This is a genomic window from Polaromonas naphthalenivorans CJ2, assembly GCF_000015505.1.
Lineage (GTDB): Bacteria > Pseudomonadota > Gammaproteobacteria > Burkholderiales > Burkholderiaceae_C > Polaromonas > Polaromonas naphthalenivorans.
On the sequence record NC_008757.1, the window covers coordinates 272,423 to 291,620 of the forward strand.

The 19,198-nt window shown below is 57.3% G+C and carries 20 protein-coding genes and 2 pseudogenes; 10 read left to right on the top strand and 12 right to left on the bottom strand.

Annotated features, from left to right (window positions below):
- Window positions 1-20 precede the first annotated feature (20 nt).
- Window positions 21-431 (bottom strand): annotated as a pseudogene (locus PNAP_RS21665) (IS3 family transposase); the annotation flags it as partial.
- A gap of 88 nt (window positions 432-519) precedes the next feature.
- On the opposite strand from PNAP_RS21665, the gene PNAP_RS21670 reads away from it, so the two are divergent.
- On the top strand, window positions 520-1,563 hold the full coding sequence (locus tag PNAP_RS21670; RefSeq protein ID WP_011798015.1) for an IS110 family RNA-guided transposase: 1,044 nt from the start codon (window positions 520-522) through the stop codon (window positions 1,561-1,563).
- Window positions 1,564-1,842: 279 nt separating this feature from the next.
- On the opposite strand, the pseudogene PNAP_RS21675 reads toward PNAP_RS21670, so the two are convergent.
- Window positions 1,843-2,141, bottom strand: a pseudogene (locus PNAP_RS21675) (transposase); the annotation flags it as partial.
- Window positions 2,142-2,373: 232 nt separating this feature from the next.
- Here PNAP_RS21675 and PNAP_RS21680 point away from each other — a divergent pair.
- Together PNAP_RS21680 and PNAP_RS26165 are read left to right on the top strand one after the other, a co-directional pair.
- Window positions 2,374-3,048: a DNA-binding protein gene (locus PNAP_RS21680; protein ID WP_011798017.1), complete on the top strand. Its 675-nt coding sequence runs from the start codon at window positions 2,374-2,376 to the stop codon at window positions 3,046-3,048.
- On the top strand, window positions 3,045-3,287 hold the full coding sequence (locus tag PNAP_RS26165; RefSeq protein WP_011798018.1) for a hypothetical protein: 243 nt from the start codon (window positions 3,045-3,047) through the stop codon (window positions 3,285-3,287). Before PNAP_RS21680 ends, PNAP_RS26165 begins: the two co-directional genes overlap by 4 nt.
- A 13-nt stretch (window positions 3,288-3,300) precedes the next feature.
- Here the strand turns inward: PNAP_RS26165 and PNAP_RS26170 are convergent, their stop codons facing one another.
- Complete coding sequence (locus tag PNAP_RS26170) at window positions 3,301-3,624, bottom strand: hypothetical protein (protein ID WP_011798019.1); 324 nt, start codon at window positions 3,622-3,624, stop codon at window positions 3,301-3,303.
- 77 nt (window positions 3,625-3,701) lie between these two features.
- Here PNAP_RS26170 and PNAP_RS25240 point away from each other — a divergent pair, with 77 nt between their 5' ends.
- Window positions 3,702-4,226, top strand: coding sequence for a histidine kinase dimerization/phospho-acceptor domain-containing protein (locus PNAP_RS25240; protein WP_157040473.1), 525 nt, complete (start codon window positions 3,702-3,704; stop codon window positions 4,224-4,226).
- Window positions 4,227-4,304: 78 nt separating this feature from the next.
- Window positions 4,305-4,601, top strand: a complete 297-nt coding sequence (locus PNAP_RS25245) for a sensor histidine kinase (RefSeq protein WP_049763811.1) — start codon at window positions 4,305-4,307, stop codon at window positions 4,599-4,601.
- Window positions 4,602-4,901: 300 nt separating this feature from the next.
- On the opposite strand, the gene PNAP_RS21695 is transcribed toward PNAP_RS25245, so the two are convergent.
- From PNAP_RS21695 to PNAP_RS26175, 4 genes are all read right to left on the bottom strand, one after another.
- Window positions 4,902-5,342 (bottom strand): DUF4113 domain-containing protein, encoded by a 441-nt coding sequence (locus PNAP_RS21695; protein ID WP_198140726.1) that lies wholly within the window; start codon window positions 5,340-5,342, stop codon window positions 4,902-4,904.
- 25 nt (window positions 5,343-5,367) lie between these two features.
- Window positions 5,368-6,291, bottom strand: a complete 924-nt coding sequence (locus tag PNAP_RS21700) for a nucleotidyl transferase AbiEii/AbiGii toxin family protein (RefSeq protein ID WP_011798021.1) — start codon at window positions 6,289-6,291, stop codon at window positions 5,368-5,370.
- Complete coding sequence (locus PNAP_RS21705; protein WP_041377574.1) at window positions 6,288-7,034, bottom strand: type IV toxin-antitoxin system AbiEi family antitoxin domain-containing protein; 747 nt, start codon at window positions 7,032-7,034, stop codon at window positions 6,288-6,290. The genes PNAP_RS21700 and PNAP_RS21705 overlap by 4 nt, the downstream gene beginning before the upstream one ends.
- Window positions 7,035-7,341: 307 nt before the next feature.
- Window positions 7,342-8,022: a hypothetical protein gene (locus PNAP_RS26175; RefSeq protein ID WP_011798023.1), complete on the bottom strand. Its 681-nt coding sequence runs from the start codon at window positions 8,020-8,022 to the stop codon at window positions 7,342-7,344.
- Window positions 8,023-8,149: 127 nt separating this feature from the next.
- Here PNAP_RS26175 and PNAP_RS21720 point away from each other — a divergent pair, with 127 nt between their 5' ends.
- Window positions 8,150-8,533, top strand: a complete 384-nt coding sequence (locus PNAP_RS21720) for a DNA/RNA non-specific endonuclease (protein ID WP_049763813.1) — start codon at window positions 8,150-8,152, stop codon at window positions 8,531-8,533.
- A 70-nt stretch (window positions 8,534-8,603) separates the two neighbouring features.
- Window positions 8,604-9,407 carry an endonuclease gene (locus PNAP_RS26180; RefSeq protein WP_157040202.1) on the top strand — a complete coding sequence of 268 codons (804 nt, stop codon included), beginning with the start codon at window positions 8,604-8,606 and terminating at the stop codon, window positions 9,405-9,407.
- A gap of 104 nt (window positions 9,408-9,511) precedes the next feature.
- Here PNAP_RS26180 and PNAP_RS21725 read toward each other — a convergent pair whose 3' ends face one another.
- From PNAP_RS21725 to gmtY, 5 genes are read right to left on the bottom strand one after another with little or no spacing between them, the layout of a single operon-like run.
- Window positions 9,512-10,519, bottom strand: coding sequence for an endonuclease domain-containing protein (locus tag PNAP_RS21725; protein ID WP_011798026.1), 1,008 nt, complete (start codon window positions 10,517-10,519; stop codon window positions 9,512-9,514).
- A gap of 55 nt (window positions 10,520-10,574) precedes the next feature.
- Window positions 10,575-11,036, bottom strand: a complete 462-nt coding sequence (locus PNAP_RS26185; RefSeq protein WP_011798027.1) for a hypothetical protein — start codon at window positions 11,034-11,036, stop codon at window positions 10,575-10,577.
- Window positions 11,037-11,075: 39 nt separating this feature from the next.
- Window positions 11,076-11,771 (bottom strand): gamma-mobile-trio protein GmtX, encoded by a 696-nt coding sequence (gene gmtX, locus PNAP_RS21730; protein ID WP_011798028.1) that lies wholly within the window; start codon window positions 11,769-11,771, stop codon window positions 11,076-11,078.
- The gene (gmtZ, locus tag PNAP_RS21735) at window positions 11,768-14,965 is read right to left on the bottom strand and encodes a gamma-mobile-trio integrase GmtZ (RefSeq protein WP_011798029.1); all 3,198 of its coding nucleotides are present in this window, start codon (window positions 14,963-14,965) and stop codon (window positions 11,768-11,770) included. Before gmtZ ends, gmtX begins: the two co-directional genes overlap by 4 nt.
- Window positions 14,962-16,464, bottom strand: a complete 1,503-nt coding sequence (gene gmtY / locus PNAP_RS21740) for a gamma-mobile-trio recombinase GmtY (RefSeq protein WP_232290744.1) — start codon at window positions 16,462-16,464, stop codon at window positions 14,962-14,964. The genes gmtZ and gmtY overlap by 4 nt, the downstream gene beginning before the upstream one ends.
- Window positions 16,465-16,580: 116 nt before the next feature.
- On the opposite strand from gmtY, the gene PNAP_RS21745 reads away from it, so the two are divergent.
- From PNAP_RS21745 to PNAP_RS21755, 3 genes are all read left to right on the top strand, one after another.
- Entirely contained in the window at window positions 16,581-17,144 is a 564-nt protein-coding gene (locus tag PNAP_RS21745) for a DNA/RNA non-specific endonuclease (RefSeq protein ID WP_157040487.1), read from the top strand.
- Window positions 17,145-17,156: 12 nt separating this feature from the next.
- Entirely contained in the window at window positions 17,157-17,411 is a 255-nt protein-coding gene (locus PNAP_RS21750; RefSeq protein ID WP_011798032.1) for a hypothetical protein, read from the top strand.
- A 385-nt stretch (window positions 17,412-17,796) separates the two neighbouring features.
- A complete protein-coding gene (locus PNAP_RS21755) occupies window positions 17,797-19,152 on the top strand; it encodes an AbiJ-related protein (RefSeq protein WP_011798033.1) in 1,356 nt (451 codons plus the stop codon).
- Window positions 19,153-19,198 lie beyond the last annotated feature (46 nt).

Genomic DNA, 19,198 nt, shown 5'->3' on the forward strand with positions numbered 1-19,198 from the left:
GCTGCGGATTTTTGGGGATCAATGTACGTGATGTCCCCCACCCAGACCCTGTCAGGCTCAGCCACGGTGAACTCGCGGTTGAGCAGGTTTGGCGAAATCGGCAACTTGTGATTGCTGTCGGTGGTGACCTTGAAGCGCCGTTTGCCTTTGGCACGAATGCCGTGCAGCTGCATGAGCTTTTGCACCCGCTCCTTGCCCACCGGGACACCGCGTGCCACCAGCTCGCGCCAGATGCGCGGCCAGCCGTAGGCGCTGCGGGTCTCGGCGTGCAGGGCCTTGATGTGTACCAGCAGCGCCTCGTCGCTCAGGTGGCGCCGTTGCGCATTGCTGGCGCGCCGCGCCAGGTGCTCGTGGTATCCGGCCGCACTGACCCGAAGCACCCGGCATTGCACCGAGACCGGCCAGGCATGCCGGTGGCGCTGGATGAAGGCAATGGAATGGACGCCCCACCTTAAACGGCATTGATATGTCAAATTGGGGTGGCGTATCAATCCTTTTTCATCGACAGGAGTGTCCACCATGAAAGTTACAACCGTTGGCATTGATCTGGCAAAAAACGTGTTTCAAATTCACGGCGTCAGTGAATTCGGCAAGCCCCTTATCAAAAAGCAATTGCGGCGCAATCAAATGGCCGAGTTCTTCGTGAACTTGCCACCTTGCCTGGTCGGTATGGAAGCGTGCGGTAGCGCCCACCATTGGGCCCGCAAGCTGCAGGCGATGGGCCACACTGTCAAGCTGATGGCGGCCCAATTTGTCAAGCCGTACGTCAAGACAAACAAGAATGATGCGGCTGATGCAGAGGCAATTTGCGAGGCTGTGACCCGGCCGAACATGCGCTTCGTGCCGATCAAGAATGTTGAGCAGCAAAGCGTGCTGTTGCTCCATCGTGCGCGCCAGGGATTCGTGAAGGCGCGTACCGCCCAGGCCAATCAGATTCGAGGCATGCTGAGCGAGTTTGGTCTGATCATTCCCCTGGGCATCAGGCATATCGCAAACCATGTGCCAGAACTCATCGAAGATGCCAGCAACGTGCTACCCGGATCATTTCGGCTGCTCATTGAGCGTTTGTTAAATCACCTTAAGGAGTTGGACCGCCAAGTCGATGAACTGGAGTCGCAGATCGTAGCGTGGCATCGTCAAAGTGAAGCCAGCAGCAAATTGGCACGGATACCCGGCATAGGTCCCATCACTGCTAGTGCGCTGGTGGCCTCACTGGGAGATGCCAAGAGCTTCGATAGCGGCAGGCAGGTCGCTGCCTGGCTGGGTCTGGTGCCCAAGCAGCACTCCAGCGGAGGTAGGCAGAACCTGTTGGGGATCAGCAAACGCGGCGACTCGTACCTGCGAACCCTTTTGATTCACGGAGCACGCTCTGTGGTGTTGCGTGCGAGTCTAAAGAGCGATCCGAACCGCACGTGCAGTTGGATCAATGACGTCGTCAACCGGCGTAACAAGAATGTGGCGGCAGTGGCGCTGGCTAACAAAAATGCCCGGATCGCCTGGGCGTTGCTAACACATGACAGGCGATATGAGGCCGGGTACATCGCTTCCAAGGCCAGCGCCTGAAGAACCAACTATGGGACAGCAGTAATAACGACACCGGGAGAACGAAACCACCGATTGCACAGGCAATCATGAAGTTGATGGCGAACCAGGTCAGACCGTGGTTGGCAAAGCCCGCTGAAGTACAGGCACTTTGAGTGCATGAAGGCGATGGGGCACTAACCAGCGAATTCCATCAGGGACGGCGGCATTGCCGCAAAAGAGTCCGAATGTACGGCTGCAATCTTTACCTTTTAGTCATCACATGAATTGAATGCTTGGCATACCGGGGCGTCCATGTACGTACTTCAAATCGACCCTCTTGCGAAGTACGCCGTCGCTTTTCCCAAGATGTCGCGCTCCATTTTCACGCGCGCCAGCTCGGCCCGGAGCCGGCTGATCTCCATCTGCTCGGCGCTCACCGGTTTGCTGTCCACGCCTTTGAGCTTTCCCTGCCTGTGCGCCTTGACCCAGTTGAACAGCGTCTGCTCCACTATCCCCAGCGTTCGAGCTGCCCCGGCAATGGTCTGCCCGCCCTCGACCAGCCTGACCGCTTCCTGCTTGAATTCGAGCGTGTAGCGCGCCCTTGATGTTTTCGTCATTTCCGTTTTCCTTGTCTGAATTGAACCACTCAGCAAGGGATACGTTTTTCGGGGCAAGGTCACTGCATTTCATTCGCAGGATTAACGCCCCACAACAGCGAGACCTCAAAAAGCGCTGCTTATCGGCCTGAAAAATAAGAGCGACTAAAAATAAATACAGCACTTATTACATTATTTATTGTGTAATTTACAGTATTACTATTACACTGTAATTACACAACAGGAGTTGAAGATGGAAAATGCAAATGCCGGCCCCGTGACGATGGAGGATGTGCTCGGCGCCCTGAACGGGACAGACCCGTTGAACACCAGCGCCTCGAAAATTCGGGCCATCCTGGGGCGAGGCAGTTTTGCGACCCTTCAAAAGCACCTGGACGCGCTGCGCGCGGCGGCCAAGGCAGCCCAGGAGCCGGTGAGCCTGTCCGCCGTGCCGAGCGCGCCACCGGAGGTGATCGCGGCCCTCTGGAGCGCGGCCTACAACGCGGCAGGGCATCAGCTGGCCGGCAAGTTGGCCAGCTGCATGACCGAGCGCGACGCCTTGCGCGCCGCCGCCATCGCGGCCGCCGATGATGTTGCAACGCTGGCGGCGCAGGTGGACGCGCTGGAACAAGAGACCGCAGCGGCCCATGCCTCAAGCGAGGCGGCGCTGGCCGACTGCGCCGCCGCGCGCAAGGAGCTCCAAGCGCATCAGGCGCGGGACAGCGCGGACAGGATGCGGCTGGCCACCGCCGCCGAGGCCGATGTGATGGCCGCCCGGCATGCGCTGGAGATGGAAAAGCGCGACCGCACCATCGAGCGCCAGACGCTGCAGTCCACGGTCAACTCGCTCACCGATCAGATCGGGGAGTTGAAGGCGCTGCTGTCGCTACAGGCGCGTCAGCCCATCGCCCAGGCGGTGCAGCCATGAGGTCAAAACCTTGCGCCGGATGCCCTTTCCGCGAAGGCTCCAAAACGGTCTATGACCGTGACGCCATCGAGGCGCTTGACGAAGGGCAAGAACCCTCGTGTCACTGCGTCGTGGGGCACCACAGCATCTTTGACGCCGTGCTGCCGGAGCGAAGCATCGCCTGCCTGGGCTACTTGAGCTGGCAGGAGTGCGAGCCCGGATTTTGCCGCCCCAAGCTCGACAGCAACGAGCGGCCCTAAGATAACGAATAGTTTATCGGTCGCTGCCGCGATGCCGGCCAAGCTCACCGCTGCTGATCAGCGGCAGATAAACCTGTTGGACTGAACCGCCGCCCTTGAGGGTGGCAAGAGGGGATTGGGGTCTGAGGTGCAGTGGAACAGTAAAAGCAGTTAAGAGGCCAAGATAGATGGTCAAATTGTTGGCGCCGATGCCGAATTGACCCAGGCTGCCGGAAATCGTTGATCCATCCACATGCCCAGAAAACCCAGGCTCTGCGTGGAATCTGACTGGTTTTGCATGGATCAGTTGAAATCGGTAGCCTAGAGCGGCTCCGCCCTGACTGGCAAGCAAACACAAGGAAAACCTCGGAGGCGGTGGAGATACAGCTATTGCCAGTCAGGGTGATTCCGCTCTAGCGCGAGCAAGGCCATGTGGTGCGGCTGCTGGCTTCGGCCTATGCCGACAAAGACGTGGTGGTCGCAGCCATCAACCAGGGCCGGGTGATGCGCATCCTGGAAAAGCCGTTCGACTATGGGCAGGTGCGCCAGGGGCTTCGCGAAGCCCTGCAGATCCATCGCCAGCGCCAGCGCGAGCAGCACCGGCTCGAAGGCTCGGCCGCCGCGATGCGCGAGACGCTCGGATTCCTGGCGCACGAGCTGAACACGCCTATGGCCACCGTGCTGGGCTACCTTGAAACGCTCAAGAGCCGCCACCGGGCGCCCGCGCCCAATGCGCCGCCCGGCCTGGCGCAGATGGCTGAACGGCGTGCCGGCGACACGCTGGTGATGTTGGGGCGGCCGAGCAGCGCGCGCAGTACGCGATGTCGCTGCTGGACACCTTTGTGCAGTCCGCCCGCGATGCTTACCCCGATGCCGCGCCGACGCCGCTGCTGGCCAGCGGCCTGGTCAATTCGCTGCTGCAGGACTATCCCTTCGAGGACGGCGAGCGCGCTTGGGTGAGCTGCGATCTGGAGGCCGACTTCGTGCTGCCCTGCCAGCGCGACATGCTCTACCTGGTGCTCTCGACGCTGACGAAAAATGCGCTGCACGCCTTGCACGCCTTGCACGGCAGGAGCGAGCAGCACCTTCGCATTACGCTCGAACGCGGCGTACCCGACGCGGCCGGCCATCCGGTTTGCCGACACTGGGCCGGGCATCGGGCCGGCCATCCTGGCGCAGCTCACGCTCGGGCCGGTCGCCTCGCGCCGGGGCAGCGGGGGCATGGGGCTGCTGTTTTGCCGGCGCGTACTCGAATCGATGGGCGGGTCGGTCGAGGTGTGCTCCGCGCCGGGCCAGGGCGCCAGCATCACGCTGTATTTCAAATCCGGCGCCTGAACTGTTCGGGGGCTTTGGCTGGTATGCGCTGGCCGCGCCTCCACGGCTTGCGGGCAAGGCAACCGCTCAAACCCGCTCGAACAACTCGGCCACCCACTCGTTGAAGGCAGTCGGCAATGCACCCGCAGCCCGACCCGATGGTGCTGCCGATGGTGGGCGGCCAGCCCCGGCTGGGCGGGCTGATGAACGCCAGGGTGTTCCTGCACCGCTTTGGCGCTGCCCGAGGCGACCAAATTTGGTCGCCTCGGCCTGGCCAAGCCCATGCGGCCGGCGCGAATGTCCAGGCACATCCTTCGCCATTCACGCCAGCGCCGTGGGAATGTCGCTCCAGCGCGCCATGTAGTCGGGCGTCTTGAGCGCCTGGCGCATCGACCAGATGCGGTTTTCTGCAAAATGCCCGGCGCTGGCCAGTGCCACCGTGCCCGGCCCATGGCGCTCGTTGATCCGATCCATCGCAGCCATCAGCGCCTCTAGCCGGGGCGCGTCATCACCCAGCGCGAGCTCGTGCTGGGCGGCGGGCCCGTGCTGCAGGCCAAGCAGCATGACGCCGGCCTTGGCATAGTTCAAGCCGGGCCGGTAGATCTGCTGCAGCCCATGGAGCGCAGCCTGCACGATCAGCCGGCTGTCCGAGGTGGGCCAGCGCAGCGGCACGGTGAGCGAGCGCGAATACTGCGTGTCGTGCTGCCGGAATGGATTGGTGTGGACAGCCCAAGAAACTCGGGAGAGCCAATACTGGCGCACCTTCCCGCACAACCAGCACCGTTTTCTAAACGACCGCGGCCAGGCGCGCGGCGAGTTCGTCGTACTGTTGGATGAACCGCTGCGTATTGGTCTTCTTAAGCTTGGAGAGATTCATCAACTTCCATCGAATCGCCGGTAGCTCCTGCAAATGCGCGAATGGCATCTGACTCCAGTCGGGTTCGGCTTGGACCAGTGACAGCAGAAAAGTATGATGGGCTGGCGTTAGTGCTTTCGGCAACGATTCGAATAGCCGTGCCCTCGTAGCTTCCAATTGCTCCAAGGTAACTGGTGTGGCGGTCATGCCCACGAATTCACTTGCGAACACCTCCGCCAGAGGTTGCGACTGAGCAAAGAGGACTTCATGCACTGGTCGGTTGTGGCCGGCGAGGTACGCCACAAAGCAGTCAACGAACTCCGGTGGCAGCCCGAATCGGTCAAACATGTGCTGAACATCGAACAGGTCTCGGGGATGCTGTCGGTCCATCGCGGCCACCAGCTTGCTCCCGTATAGTTCAGGAATCGCCAGCACCGGCACCTCGATGTTTGCCGCGAAAAGGGCCTGCGCCGCCGCCACCAGCGAGGTACGAACGGGTGGAAGCACGGTTCCTCGGAAGACGAAGTTGACTTCCACCTTGACCTCGGATTTGTCGTCCGTCACAAACATCTTGGCTTCGTCGCCGGCCTTGTTCTGGCGCACTTCCGCGACAAACCCCATGCGCTCTATGCGCGTCTTTGCAGCTGCCAGCTCGTCCTTGATGGCCTTGAGCGCCACGTCACGGGCCATATCGTGACGCACGAAGACCACGTCAATGTCTACCGACAACCGAGGAAGGTCTTGGACGAACAGGTTGAGCGCCGTTCCGCCTTTCAACGCAAAAAGCGGCGTCTCGAAGATTGCAGGCGCGATGGCCAGCAAGAGTTGGACGGTTGAGGCGTAGGTTGGATTCATGGGTTTCGTTTGAGATCCAAGCGCTCCCCTGTCTTTCCCACACTCACCCAGCGCTTGCCGCCGCCGAGCCGCTCGCTGTGTTGTCGTGCGATGGATTTCCAAGGAAGATTGAGCTCATCGGCCACGGCATACGCTAGCCGTACCACTTTGATACGGGTCAGGTACGAAAAAAGCTCATCAAGCAGAGGCAGTCGAAGCGAACGGGCGCCCTCTACGAGATGCTTTGCCTCTTCCAGGGTCTGCCTGTTTCCGACGTCGCTGAGAAGTTCTAGCAAGGCGCGCTCGGGCGTCGAAACCGGAACATCAGGTCTCCCGCCAGGCAACGGCGCGATGCCAAGCTCCGGTGGCATTCTCGCGTCGAAGAGGTGCGTCGCCTGGTAGTGAGAGGGGAACCGCGTGGTAAACCAGGCGGGTAGCTTGGCCGGTTTGTCCCCCCAAAGTGTCAGCGTTTCTCGAAAGGCGAGGTTGTGCCGCACTCCGCGCCAGCTTAGCGCCGTCTTTCCGGCAACGTGCAGACCAGACACGGCAGGAACTAGCCAGGCGATGCTCGCATCCCGGTCCAGTGTTTCGGCTGGTAAGGTATAGGCGCCGTGTCCGAGACGTTCCAGCCAACCCTCTTTCGCAAGACGAGCGGCGTGCTTGGTCGTCAAACCGTGGTCACTCATCAATCGCCTCCCGATGGGTTGGCCGCGCGGCAGATCCGAGAGGAGCGACTTGAATGAAAAATTTGTTGTATTTCGCATCTAAGGGGAGTTGTAGCTATAAATCCATGCAATCTTCAACGAAGCGTTCAAAGCTACGCCGTTTTTTTGTTATCTATTTTGCATAAAATTAGTGTAAAAATTCACCTACAAGGGGAATTGTATAATATTTTCTATGCATCTCGACTTTGGTCGTGGACGGTGCTCCCGCCTGACCTGGGCATCTTCAAGGCAATGAAAAGTCGCCCCCAGAAGCTGCGGCGACTGTTACAAATTTTGGGCCAACAGCGTAGTAAAACCCTTTGGGAATGAGAAAAATGCGCTCCAGCGCCGCACCGGCTGGCCGCGCTCAAGGAGCGGGAGACCAGTCGACATCAGCATCTGCCATTTTTTCCTCGTCAAGCTCGGCCAGCAGGTAGTGACGGCGATTTCGCGCAGGCTGTCGGTGGGCTTGCCGATGGCAAATAGCTGGCCCGCCAGGTCGTCCGCCGTCACGCCCAGCGCGGTCTGGATGGGCAGGCACAGCGCATGCATGGCGGCCCGGTGCGAATGGTTTGGGCAATTGCGTCAGCCGCAGCTGCCGGGTGCGCTCCAGTTTTTGGTGGGCAATTCTGATCCTGATGGGCAAGTTGTAAAGCTGGGTTTTGCACCGCTTCTCGATGGCCTTGACCTTCTCGCGCTGGGTGTCGCAAAAGAAAAGCAGCGCCTCATCGGCCGCAGTGAGGATCCTGGTCGAGCGCTCCTTGATCTTGAGCCTGAGCGCCCTGAGCCTGGCTTTCGCTTCGAGGCAGACAGCGACTTCCTGGGTCAGCGCCGCATGCTCGGCCACGAGGCAGTCATGCTGGTGCTTCATCGCATCGAGTTGCGGATCGAGCCTAGCGTCGAGCAAGGCGTTGTAGTCGCCGCACTGCTCGTCAAACGCACCGGCCAGATGCCGCCAGCCGGTTTGGGGCTCAAGCACGGTGGCGCCGAAGGTGTAATGGAACTGCTTTACGTGATCCTCGAAGCGCGAAAACGGGTGGAAAGGCATGAAAGCTTCTCGGGTGGGGGAAGCCTGCACGATAGGCCAGCGCGGGCGGCTCGCCAGGTCAAAAGGCGCGACTGAAAAAGCAGTATTTGAAAGTTACTTTCAGTGGAACTTGCGACATACTTCTGCGATGTCACGATTCAACCCAATTGCCTTGGCCTTGGCGGCCTGCCTGGCGCTGCCGGCCTGGGCCGCCCCTACCGAATGCCCCGAACACTTCGCCGGCGGCGTCCCGCCCGCGCTCACCAATGCCAGGCTGCAATCGCGCACGCAGGCCCTTTGCTTTCAGAGCTACGCCGCGCTGCACTCAGGCATCAGCCGCACCCCGGTCTACTCAGCCGAGCACCTGACCCGCGCCAATATAGAAGCGGCCAAGAAGCTCTCGCGGCGCGACTCGTTCCATGCGGAAAGCCAGCTGGCGCAAGAAGACCGGGCCGAACTGAGCGACTATGCCCGCTCTGGCTATGACCGAGGCCACATGCAATACCCGGTAAAAAATATACTCATCAGCTAGTTTGCCAATGAAATTGTTTAAGTACATATACTCAATAAACATACTCAAACGCAAAACCGCTCCCACCACCATGAATTCTCAGGTTTTTCGACGCCTGCTCGGCATAGTTTTCACACTGCTATTCCTGGTCAGTTGTCGCCCTTCTGCATTGCAGCCACCACCAACGAATCAAACAAAGCAAGTTGAGAAGGCAGAAGTTGAGAAGCCAGAACTAGTCAACAGCAAAAAAGAGATCGGACACCGCGACTTTGCCAACGCAAAAAAAATACTCCCTGAAGTTTTCGCAGGTTTGGAAGAAGATTTCTATTGTGGTTGTACCTATTCAGGCAAGAAGGTTGACCTGAATAGTTGCGGCTATGTGCCGCGAAAGAACCAGACGCGCGCAGAGCGCATCGAGTGGGAGCATGTGGTTCCAGCCTGGGTTTTGGGACATCAGCGTCAGTGCTGGCAACAAGGCGGACGAGATAATTGCACAGCTTCAGATACAGAATTTAGTAAGGCAGAAGGCGATTTGAACAATCTGGTGCCAGCCGTTGGCGAGGTCAATGGCGATCGTAGCAATTATTCCTATGGAGCCTGGAGCAACAACCCGACGCCCATTTATGGAAGTTGTAAAACCGTCATCGACTTTAAATTAAAGAGGGCTCAGCCACGCGAAGAAGTGCGCGGCAGGGCAGCGCGGATCACCCTCTACATGCACGAAAAATACAAATTAAACATGAGCCGGCAAGATCGCCAGTTGATGTGTGCATGGGCCAAACTTTATCCAGTAGATACCTGGGAACAAACCCGCGATAAAAAAATTATTCGCTGGCAAGGGGAGGGCAACCCTTTGGTATCTGACCCGCAGCAGCTTTCTAGCCTTTGCCCTTAGCCAATCTTTCCACGCCTGCAAGGGGGGATATTCATCATGGTTGTGGCAGTTTTCGAAAGCCGATTCACGAAGTTCCATTCTCCAGGATACAGACCGTTCCCAGACTACCGCAATATCTTGAGTTGACTCGCGGTTTTCAGTTCGATCTGAGGAATGCCTTTGTAGCTTTCGATTTGCCCAATGATGCAGACACTTCTCCCTTCTAACTGTCCCGGCCTTACCATTGGGAAGTCTGGTTTTTGTTTACCCCAGATTACCAGTACCAGCCGCTGGACATTGGGATAGACCGCGCCTACATCAACCCATGTGGGATTGCCGCGTGAATTCTCGCGATGAGTTACTTTCATCAAAGGACCGACTACCGCTGCAGTCTGACCAATATGCTGCCCAGCCTGTTGCCAACTGATAGGGTTGTCGCAGGTTGCACCTTCAGGAACCTGCACGGGCACCTCAGTAGCCGGTAAAGCAGAAAGCATTACAGGCTGGAGTGGGGTGGTAGCGCTTTGCACTGTTGCCTGAGACTGGCCGGATGAACCCCCGCGACTCTGCCAGACGATCACCATCACGAGCATGAGGATGAGGGCAGTAAATGACGCGACGGTATATTTCATGACGGATGTCTCTTTATTGAGGTATTCGATTTTGTCGTTTTGGCCTTTGGTCAGTGCGTCCAGTCGCTCCTTTTCCTTGGCACTTAATGTCTTGCGTTGGGATTTGCTTTGTGAACGCTTGAGCAGCAGGCTGATATGTTCTGCACATCGGTTCGGTTCGTCCCTGACATCTCTGTTAGCAAAGCGCAGCACATACCAGCCTTGTGAGGTCAGTGCCGCTTGTCGGCGCTGCCAGTCAACAAAATCTGCATGGGACATCCCCGTACCCATACCGCGCTTGTCATAGCCGTCGATCTCGATTGCGATTCGAACATCCTCATTTTCATGGATGACAAAATCGCAGTAGCGCTGTCGTCTGTCCCCGTCCTGAAATGGATACTGCACCGAAACTGCATCAAAGCTGAGTTCAGGGATCAGAGGCAATACCGTCTCTGCAAACAGGATTTCATAATCGCTGCCAAAGTTTGACTTGTTTTTCGTCAGCCACTCATCTAGATTCATAAATTATGATAGGGTCATAATATTTATTATGCTGAGTACAGCACCTTGTTCTGTTTTAGTTGAGCAGTGATTTCCAGTCAATAAAATCTACCGTGTTGTCAAACAACTCTCTATCGAGAGTCCAATTTTTGTTTTTCAAGCGATTTTCGCAATGCTCTACAGCATTCTTCATCAATTGGGCCAAAGCCAGATTTGATTCTGATTTCGAGAACATTTCATTGCAATAACTGTTGGATACTTGTACGAATGTTTTCCGTCGAGTACGAACTTTCCTTGTTGCTTCTGTATCCCAATATTCGCACCTGATTTGATTTTCACCATATTGGTAAAACTGTAAAAATCCAATTATCTCGTTATATTTCCAATCGCCACCATATTCTTTGCGCAGATGCTCACTGATCAATGGATTTGAATTATCTGAATTTATTTTTTCTATGTAGGAGCGCATTTCATTGTAGTAATCATTCTCTTTTGTCCTGTAAACTTGAATTTCAAATAGTTTTTTGCTTTTGAGCATTGGCTGTGATTATTTTTAATATTTAAATAGATGGCTTGCTTACGGGCTATTCTCGGCTAAGAATGCCTCCGCTGCCGTTACAAATGACGGTGGAAATAATGTTTCCCCTTGTGCGTCGGTGATGCTGCCATCCTCCATCACGGTCATACCACGTTCCGCAAGTCGCGTTCGGTCAACACCAATTTTTAGAGCCCGCAGCAGTCGCGGCGGAACCGCATGGAATTGCGTAATGGGTCCATTGACTTGAGTTTGCCCATCCGTCGTTGGAGTGGCGGAAATGGACGCTCCCACCTGCAAGGTTTTGAACGCTGCGTGCAGGTTGTCGTTGACCACCTTCAGGCGTTTTCCCTCCTCGATAGCCATGCGCAGCGTGGCGCGGATGCTCGGGTCCGTGATGAGTTCGAGTGCTGCCTCGACTTGTGACTTCGACTTGGAAAGGTATTTTGTCGAACCGCTGCCTCCCTCAGCGTACGCGCTAATGATTTCGCGGAAATGCGTCCCTTGCGCGTTGCGCAGACTCTGCGTTTTCAGGCCCCCAGCGACCTCTAGGCGGCGTCCAACTTCAGCCAACGAGTAGTCTCGCCCCCCGTCGCTTCGAATGCCTTCCAGGGCCTCCCAAAGGATGTCGAGATTTTTGACCTTGGACTCTCGGCTTGCTGCTTCACGATGCGTCTTGTACAACTGCCGGGCATCGCGCACTGGGTCAGGCGCAACGGTCGAGGTGGACGTTTTCATGAGGAGTTGCCTTCAATAAAAATTGTGCGGCTCAAGGCAAGGGACTTGGGCGTCATGGCCTGAAGCTGGTCTGCAAAAGCCTTTTCCATACCGAGTGCCCGCAGCGTGGTGCGGCCGTCCATGAGATCATGGACTGTTTTTGGCCCCAGCCTGGCGTACAAGAACTTTCCCATCGCATTAGCCGCACCGAGCGCATCCTCATCGTCTAGAAGCGAGAAGTGCGGCTCGCAGCCGGATGCGCGCAGCATTCTGTCAAACAGACGGGCGCGTTCCAGATTGGGGTGTTGCCAGTCGATTTTCAGCCCGTCAAACAGCATTGCGCTCTCACAAATACGATGCAACTGCTCGAACTCGTGCGTTTCAGTGAGAACCGCTTCCAACTCGCCTGTGCCGCCCACTGCCACCAGTGACAGTCCGCTGCCACCGGGCTTGTTGACGCCAAGGTTGTTGATGTGAATGCTTTGCTCCGTGAGGGCGTAAGCACACTGAAGGCTGAGCGCAATCGCATCAACCTCGGCGGTCACTGACTCCAGCGCGGTTTCGGCAATTTCCAGGTCTCTTTGCTGCGAGAACGGGGTCACGTTTTCAAGAGCGTCGGCAAATTGGTTCGAAAGGGCATCGAATCGCAGTTGGGACTTCTCAAATGACACCGATGCCTTGCGCAGTCTGTACGACAGGTCAATGACGTGGGCCTCAAGCCCAAGCAGGAACGCGGGACCACTGACGAAGAATCGGCAACGGACGCAATTGCTTGCTCCACCCGGGACAGCCAGATACCGGATGAAACCAGAGCTTGGGTCCATCGAGGCGAGACCTTCATGGCAACGCCTTGCTGCAACCGGACACACGCCGTGGTCCATGACGACCAAACCTGTGCCAGTTCCGCTGGTGATGGCATCGAGCGCCGACGGGTGCGTTCTGGCGACGGCGCGCTCCAGCTCCATTCTGCTGGCGCGCTGGATGAACCCTGCCATCTCGGACTGTTCCTTGCGTTGACGCTCCTGCACTGCAGCATCCAACTGCACCGAAATGGTTTCGGCGTTGAGCTTGACGTAGTAGAGCGTCATGATGATCGAGGCATGCCCGACAATTTTCATGAGGATTTCCGGCGGAATGCCCTCTTCGTACATAGCGGTAATCATTGTGACCCGCAGCGTGTGAAGGTCGAACAGTGCCGCCGATGGCGCGCTTCTTTTCGTTGAGCTGATAACAAGTTTTATCGGCTCGCCGTTTGCGAGGGTTTCACCAGCCAGCGCCAGCCTTTTCTCCAGTTCTTCCATGAGCCTCAACCAGAGGTTGCGCAGTCGAACATCAGACACAGGAAGGTCTGGTCGATGTTGATGGCAGGGGTCACGGAAGAGGAATAAGTTGGTGCCGAGCTTGCGAAGGTCCTCAACGTGCTTTGCCGCCTTCAGTTCGTTGATGTCGGTCCAATTGGTTGGGCCATCTAACTGGTTGTACTTTTCCTGCCAGTTGCGCATCCGTGCAAACAGTTGAAGTGCGTCCAGCTTCTCCCACGGCATGACGAAACCGGTCTTGTCCTTGTCTTTATCGATGTCCCCAGTCTTATTGGTGTTGAAGTACAGCACAGCGCCGAGACTACCGTCCTTGCGCTTGTATTGCCGGAACACACCACGCTCGACGCCCGCATTAGATGGCGCGTGTTTTCCCGTATTTGGTCCCCATGTTCCGTTCTCTTCATACCTGAGCGAATCGCCTTCACTGCTGTCGAGATGCCGAATTTGATAGGTACGAGCTGGGAGGATAAGCTTGGCCATAAGAGCGTATGTACGCACAGGGCTCCAGACGCTCTCAAATTCTCGGGTTTCTGGATTTTTCCAACGGAAGTTGTCTGAGAGCTTTCCGACCTCTCGCGCCCAAGCGAAATCGTTCTCGGTCAGTATGCTCATCGCTTGGCGAATGAGACGCGTTGGCATGGACTCGCGGTGTGTCTCTCCCTTGTTGACACCGATAAACGTCTGTTTGACCAGCGGGTTGGCAAAGCCCGGCATCAAAATAGGAAATGCATTGTCGTCAGCCTGGATACAGACTTTGTGCAGAACCTCGTTGAGGAACTGGTACACCACCACCATCGTCTGACGCCCTTTATTGCCATCGATGTGAAAGAGAGGATCAGGACGACGCTTAATGTCACAGTAGCCTGCAGGACTTCGGTTGACAGTCGAGTTTTTGGCGATGTGCTCGATAAAGACATTCACCGCACTCCGGCGTTTCCTATAGTTCGTCGGATTTTCGGCAAGATGCTGCTTTGCCAATTCCACCCATTCGATCATTGTTGGGTCAATCTCAAGAGCCCATTCGAAATTTTCCTTGCGGCGCAGATGACCAGACCTGGCCTGATAAAAGCCGAAGTCTTCCAGTACCCACGGAACCTGTTTGATGGAGTATTCATCCCTTAGCGCCTGCAGCAGACCTGTAAACGCCATGGGTCGCTGTTTCCTCTTTCGCGTCGGCGCTGGCTGGACCTGCATGGTGGTGGGAGTTATGTCGCCAAGTTCTACGACTCCAGCCCTGGAGAGCACCATGTCCACGAAGAACCGAAACGTCACAGCGTCGGTAAGGGTGTCGCGGGCGAGGTACTTTCGCACATAGTTCAGAACGACTACGAACTCGGCGCTCCATCCCGCATTATTGAGGGTCAAGATAGCCGACGGAAACGGCTCTTGAACGGTCAGTGGCCACGCCACCAGCCCTTTGCACCACATCGCTAGCATCAACTGCGTCAAAAACTGCTGGCCGGAGAAGTGGAAGCCTTCATTGTCGAGCTTTGCTTTGAACTCTTGGAGCAAAAGTACGTTCAGGCCTTCTCCGAAGGCTTGTGGCGAAACACAATCTGACAGCGCCGCAACCGCAGCCCGCTGGCCCGCTGGCGGTCGGTTGCTTCCTGGAAGTGCGTAGATACGAGCATTCCACTCGGCAACGACCACCTGGACGGCCGCTTGATTCCAAGCGGGAGAAATAAGGTATTGGTCGTGTGACTGGTTTTCATACACGGTACGGCCGGTCAGTTCGCTTGTGCGCGCGACAAACTGCTCTTTCTGCCAAATACACTTTTGCAGCGCCGTTCGTGGTGTCGGCGGCTGCCCTGCCTTGCGGCCACGGTTGTTTTTCGGTCGAGCAGCAACCTCGTCTGTTTTATCAACAGGCGTCTGTGTAGCCTTGAGCCGAGTCATGTCAGTCCTTCGAAACTGGGTAATGAAAGTGCCTGTCCATCGCCCATGGCAGCGGCCACCTTTGCCACGCCGAGCTGCCGATAGACCTCCTGGCTCTTGACGTTGCGGTGATGCATGGCGACTTGGCCTTCCTTCTCGCCTATGCCAAGTTCGTTGAGCCACTGCCCATAGCGGTGACGCATTGCCTGGGTTGATGTTCCGCTCCACTTTGATGGGGTAAGCCCAATCCGACGAACAGCAGCCACAAACGAATCGCTATAGGCCTCGGCGCCCAGCGGTTGGGCGTCTCGGGTCAAGAACGCCCACGGGGTTTGAAGGGCGAGTGGCCGAACGTATTCGAGGTACAAACGCCACAGCCTTAGAAACACGCGTCCAGCATTGCGATCAATCCAAAATACTTGAAACGCATTGCGGTCGCGGTGAGTCATCAGGTTGCCCTTCCAGCCTGAATGTCGGCGACCTGTTTCCATGGTCAAGGGGCGCTTGCCGCCACAGAAGCGCTGCAGGTAGTCGGTGCGGTTGGTCTTGCGCTTGGTGCCCGTCAGCGGATCAACGTAATAAATCATGCCGTCGTGAGGCTCGTGTACAAGCACGAGGGCCAGCTCTGGGTCATCGGGGTCCACAAACACGTCGTCAACCCACAGGTGCATTGGCTCGCTCTCGCGACAGCCACCGTAGAGGCAAAGCAGGGTGATGAGAATGTCACGCAGATTGAACTTCACCCACAGTTCGGCAGCGTTCTGCTTTCCCGGATTGATGAATCCGGTCCAGAGCAGTGCATCTATGTGCTCGACTGGAAACGCTTTGGTTTCCTGCAGGAGGGTGTTCCGTCGGCCAGGGAGCGACGATCGGCGCGAAATCTCGGACCTAGGTACCTTCTGGCTGCGACTCTTGACGTGGGCCAAGAGCGCTCTGGACTTCTGCTTGTTCCATTGGCGCCAGAATATGAGCTGGTCGGAATAGGTCACGCCTTCCTGCATTGGGTTCAAGGCGGGCCTGCCGTGGCGCAGAGTAAGCCAGTCGCTGAACTCCACCAGGCATCGTGTGAGTCGGGCAACGTTCTTCTGGCTGGTTGCGGTCCAGTTGAGCCCGAGGGCGTCCTCGCCATCGCAGTAGCTGCCGAACAGCAGATCGTGAGCGAAGGCGGTGTAAATCAGGCCGCGATTCTCCTGCGGCCAGAACTCTTCAGTACGCACTGAGAGCCATTCGATAAAGCGTCCGATAGCTTGGGCATATGCCCGCTCGGCCGAAAGCGATAAACCTCGCTCTCGGAAGAATGCCAGGAGTTGCAAGAACGGCTGCTCGCCGACGATGACCATTGCGGTCAGAGTCCCGCTGCGCATCTTGTCTCGAACTACGACGGTTTCGGTCCTTACCACCCTCGGACCTTCCAGAACAACCCCTTCATGTGTACTCCTTGATAATATCGAGCGTCTGCCAGCGAACAACCCCGGCACCGGCTCGCCGGTGCCGGGGTTGTTCGCTGCGGGGTTGTTCACGGGCTAGTTACGGTCTCTGCACTTCAAGCCTGACGCGCTCTGTTGAAATGAGAAACGGAAAGAAGGTTTACGAGACACCGCAGTCACTCAGCCTTGTTCACTATAGATAAATGAGTATGGTTTGTCACCGGGTATTACACCTAGCGCCAAATAAGGACATGCCCAGCCGCTCAGCGCAAGCCGAGAGCTTCAGCCTGGCCAACATGGTGCCCCAGGTCCATGCCAGCAATGCCGGCGTCTGGGAAGGCATGGAAGGGGCCGCGCGGCAAATGGCGCTCGATGAAGGCGAGGTCTATGTGGTGTCGGGCCCGGCGTTCATCGGCAACAACGTGCAGCGCGTGGGCAACGTGCTGGTGCCGACGCATTTGTGGAAAGTGCTCTACAGCCCGGCGCAGCAGCGCGCCGGCGCCTACGTGACGGCCAATGACGCCACGGGCACGTATTCCATGGGGAGCGTCTCGGAGCTGGAAAAGATGACGGGCGTGAGCGTCCTGCCCGGGCTGCCCCGGAGCATTCGGGACAGCGCCATGGCGCTGCCCAAGCCGGCCGCGCAGCATGGCGGCAAGAAAAGCAGGACAAAGGGCCAAAGCCAGAGCCCGAGCAAAGAAGCAGACGATTTCACGCTGCGCGACTTCGCGACCAGCATCCTGGACGCCATCAAGCGCGCCGGCCAACACTGAAGGAACCCATCCATGACCCAGGCATTCAAGCCCTACGCCAACGAAGCCGATGTGCTGCGCATCGGCGAGCTGGAGATCGAAAACCGCCTTGACCGCGTCACGCTCACGGGCGATGTGGTGCTCACACGCGACAAGGCGGGCTTGGGGCTGGCTAGGCAGCTGCAGGCGCTGGCCGCCGGCATCGTCAAGGCGCTCGAAGCGGACAAGGCGCTGCCCGATGCGGTGGAGCTCAAGGCCGCCGTGACGGTCAAGAATCCATTTTCCTGAGGGCTTTTGGGGCCAAGCCGCTTGCGGGGTGATTCTCAAAAGCCCTGTGCGCACGACCACTGGGCGAACCTTGCCCAATGTTGGCAATGCAGCGGGAGGGGGTATTGACCAACGGCTGCTTTCTGAAAGTTCAATTCCTACGTTTTGCCGACCCGTCAGCTGTCATTCATGACGGCCCGCTTCGGGCCCAAAGCCGACTCTGGTAGACGCGCAAAGTGACCACTTGTCTCTGACGAGTTTGGGTTCAAGAGAGCCGTTGGCAGTGTTCCTCGGCAGTCAGCCTAAGGGTGCAGCAACCAAGGTGCCAAGCGATTCTTATCATCAAACCCAACCCCGGGATAACGGCTCCCTCGCGTGCGGTCAAAGTAAGGCATCATCCTGTCGCATGAATACTTGTGAGCACCTGCGGCAGCTTCTGCGTCCTGTGGTGGGAGATATGAAGGACGCTTGCACCAATAGCACGATGCCGGAGCTATGCATTGCGATGGGCTTACCCGTGCCGCCTGAGGGCGGCGACAAGCGTGGCCGGCTGCATGCCGCGTTCGATGCTCTTCCTGACCCTGACATACCAGCTTTTGCCCAGAGATTAGTCGACCAACGCAGCGTCCGCGGCGAGTTGCGCGACCATGTGCAAGATGCTCTTTGGGCTCATCTGCCAGTCATAGATATCCCAAAGCGAAGCCGTCGAGACATTGCACGTGCGCTGAACCAAATAGAGTTGTTCGCGCACTGGGACCATTTTGCGCAAGCCCTGAAAGATGTATTCATCCTTCAGGAATACAGCTTTGCTGGTCTGAGTGATGGTGTTTTGGAGTTTGCACATCGACACTTTGTGCGAAATCCGGAAGACGCAGACGTCGAACTTTTGTTCGAGAAGCTGCGGGCATTCGACCTACCGAACAGGAGATTCGTCCTGCTGCTAGAAAAGTTCGCATCAGCGGACGTGCAGGTTGACGCAGACGCTCAAGAACGCCTCGTTAAGCTTGTGAATCCTATGTTGCAGGCTGCTGGAGCCGAGCTCCGGCAAACCTCGACCGACGGTGGGTACCCGATATTTACCGTTGTGTCCATCAGGTCACCGCGAGGGCGGCCGAAGAACCTCATCTTTGCGTCATCGACAAAGCCTGATATCCGACTCAGTGACGCCATCAACAATGACATCGAGATTGCGTCGAACCCAGGCGCGGTCTTGGTCTATGACCGTCCTCTAGGCGCAGACGGTTTGCGGTGGAGCGAGCTTCAGCGCTGGTGGAGTGAAACCACTGGCGAACCGGATGTCCAGAAGGCTCGGCAAACCTTGCTTCGGCGACTACAACAGTGCCTTCCCGACTCGTCGCCGCCACAACGGCTGCTCTTCAGAACGTTTTTCATGACCTTTGGCGAGTCCGTCCCTCGACTGCCGGCACTGCTGCCAGAGGTTTGGCTTCATTGGGACCCGAAGACGGTGGCTAGTCGAGGAGCTGCTGCGCTGCTGACCCACCGCATGGACTTTCTCATGCTCTTGCCTGGGGGCGCAAGGGTGGTGCTCGAAGTAGATGGCGCGCAGCATTACGCAGACGAATCGGGTCGTGCGGCCCCTCAAACATACGCGCGAATGGCTAAGGGAGACCGAGAGCTAAGGCTTGCAGGATACGAAGTATATCGGTTCGGTGGAGCAGAACTGCAAGGACCCGAACCTTCTCTGCTCGCTGCTGAATTTTTCCGGGCGCTGTTTCAGCGACACGGAATTCCCCTCACCTGAGTTCCAAAAAAAAGTAAAGGCACAACTTGGCGAGGGCCAGCTGAGG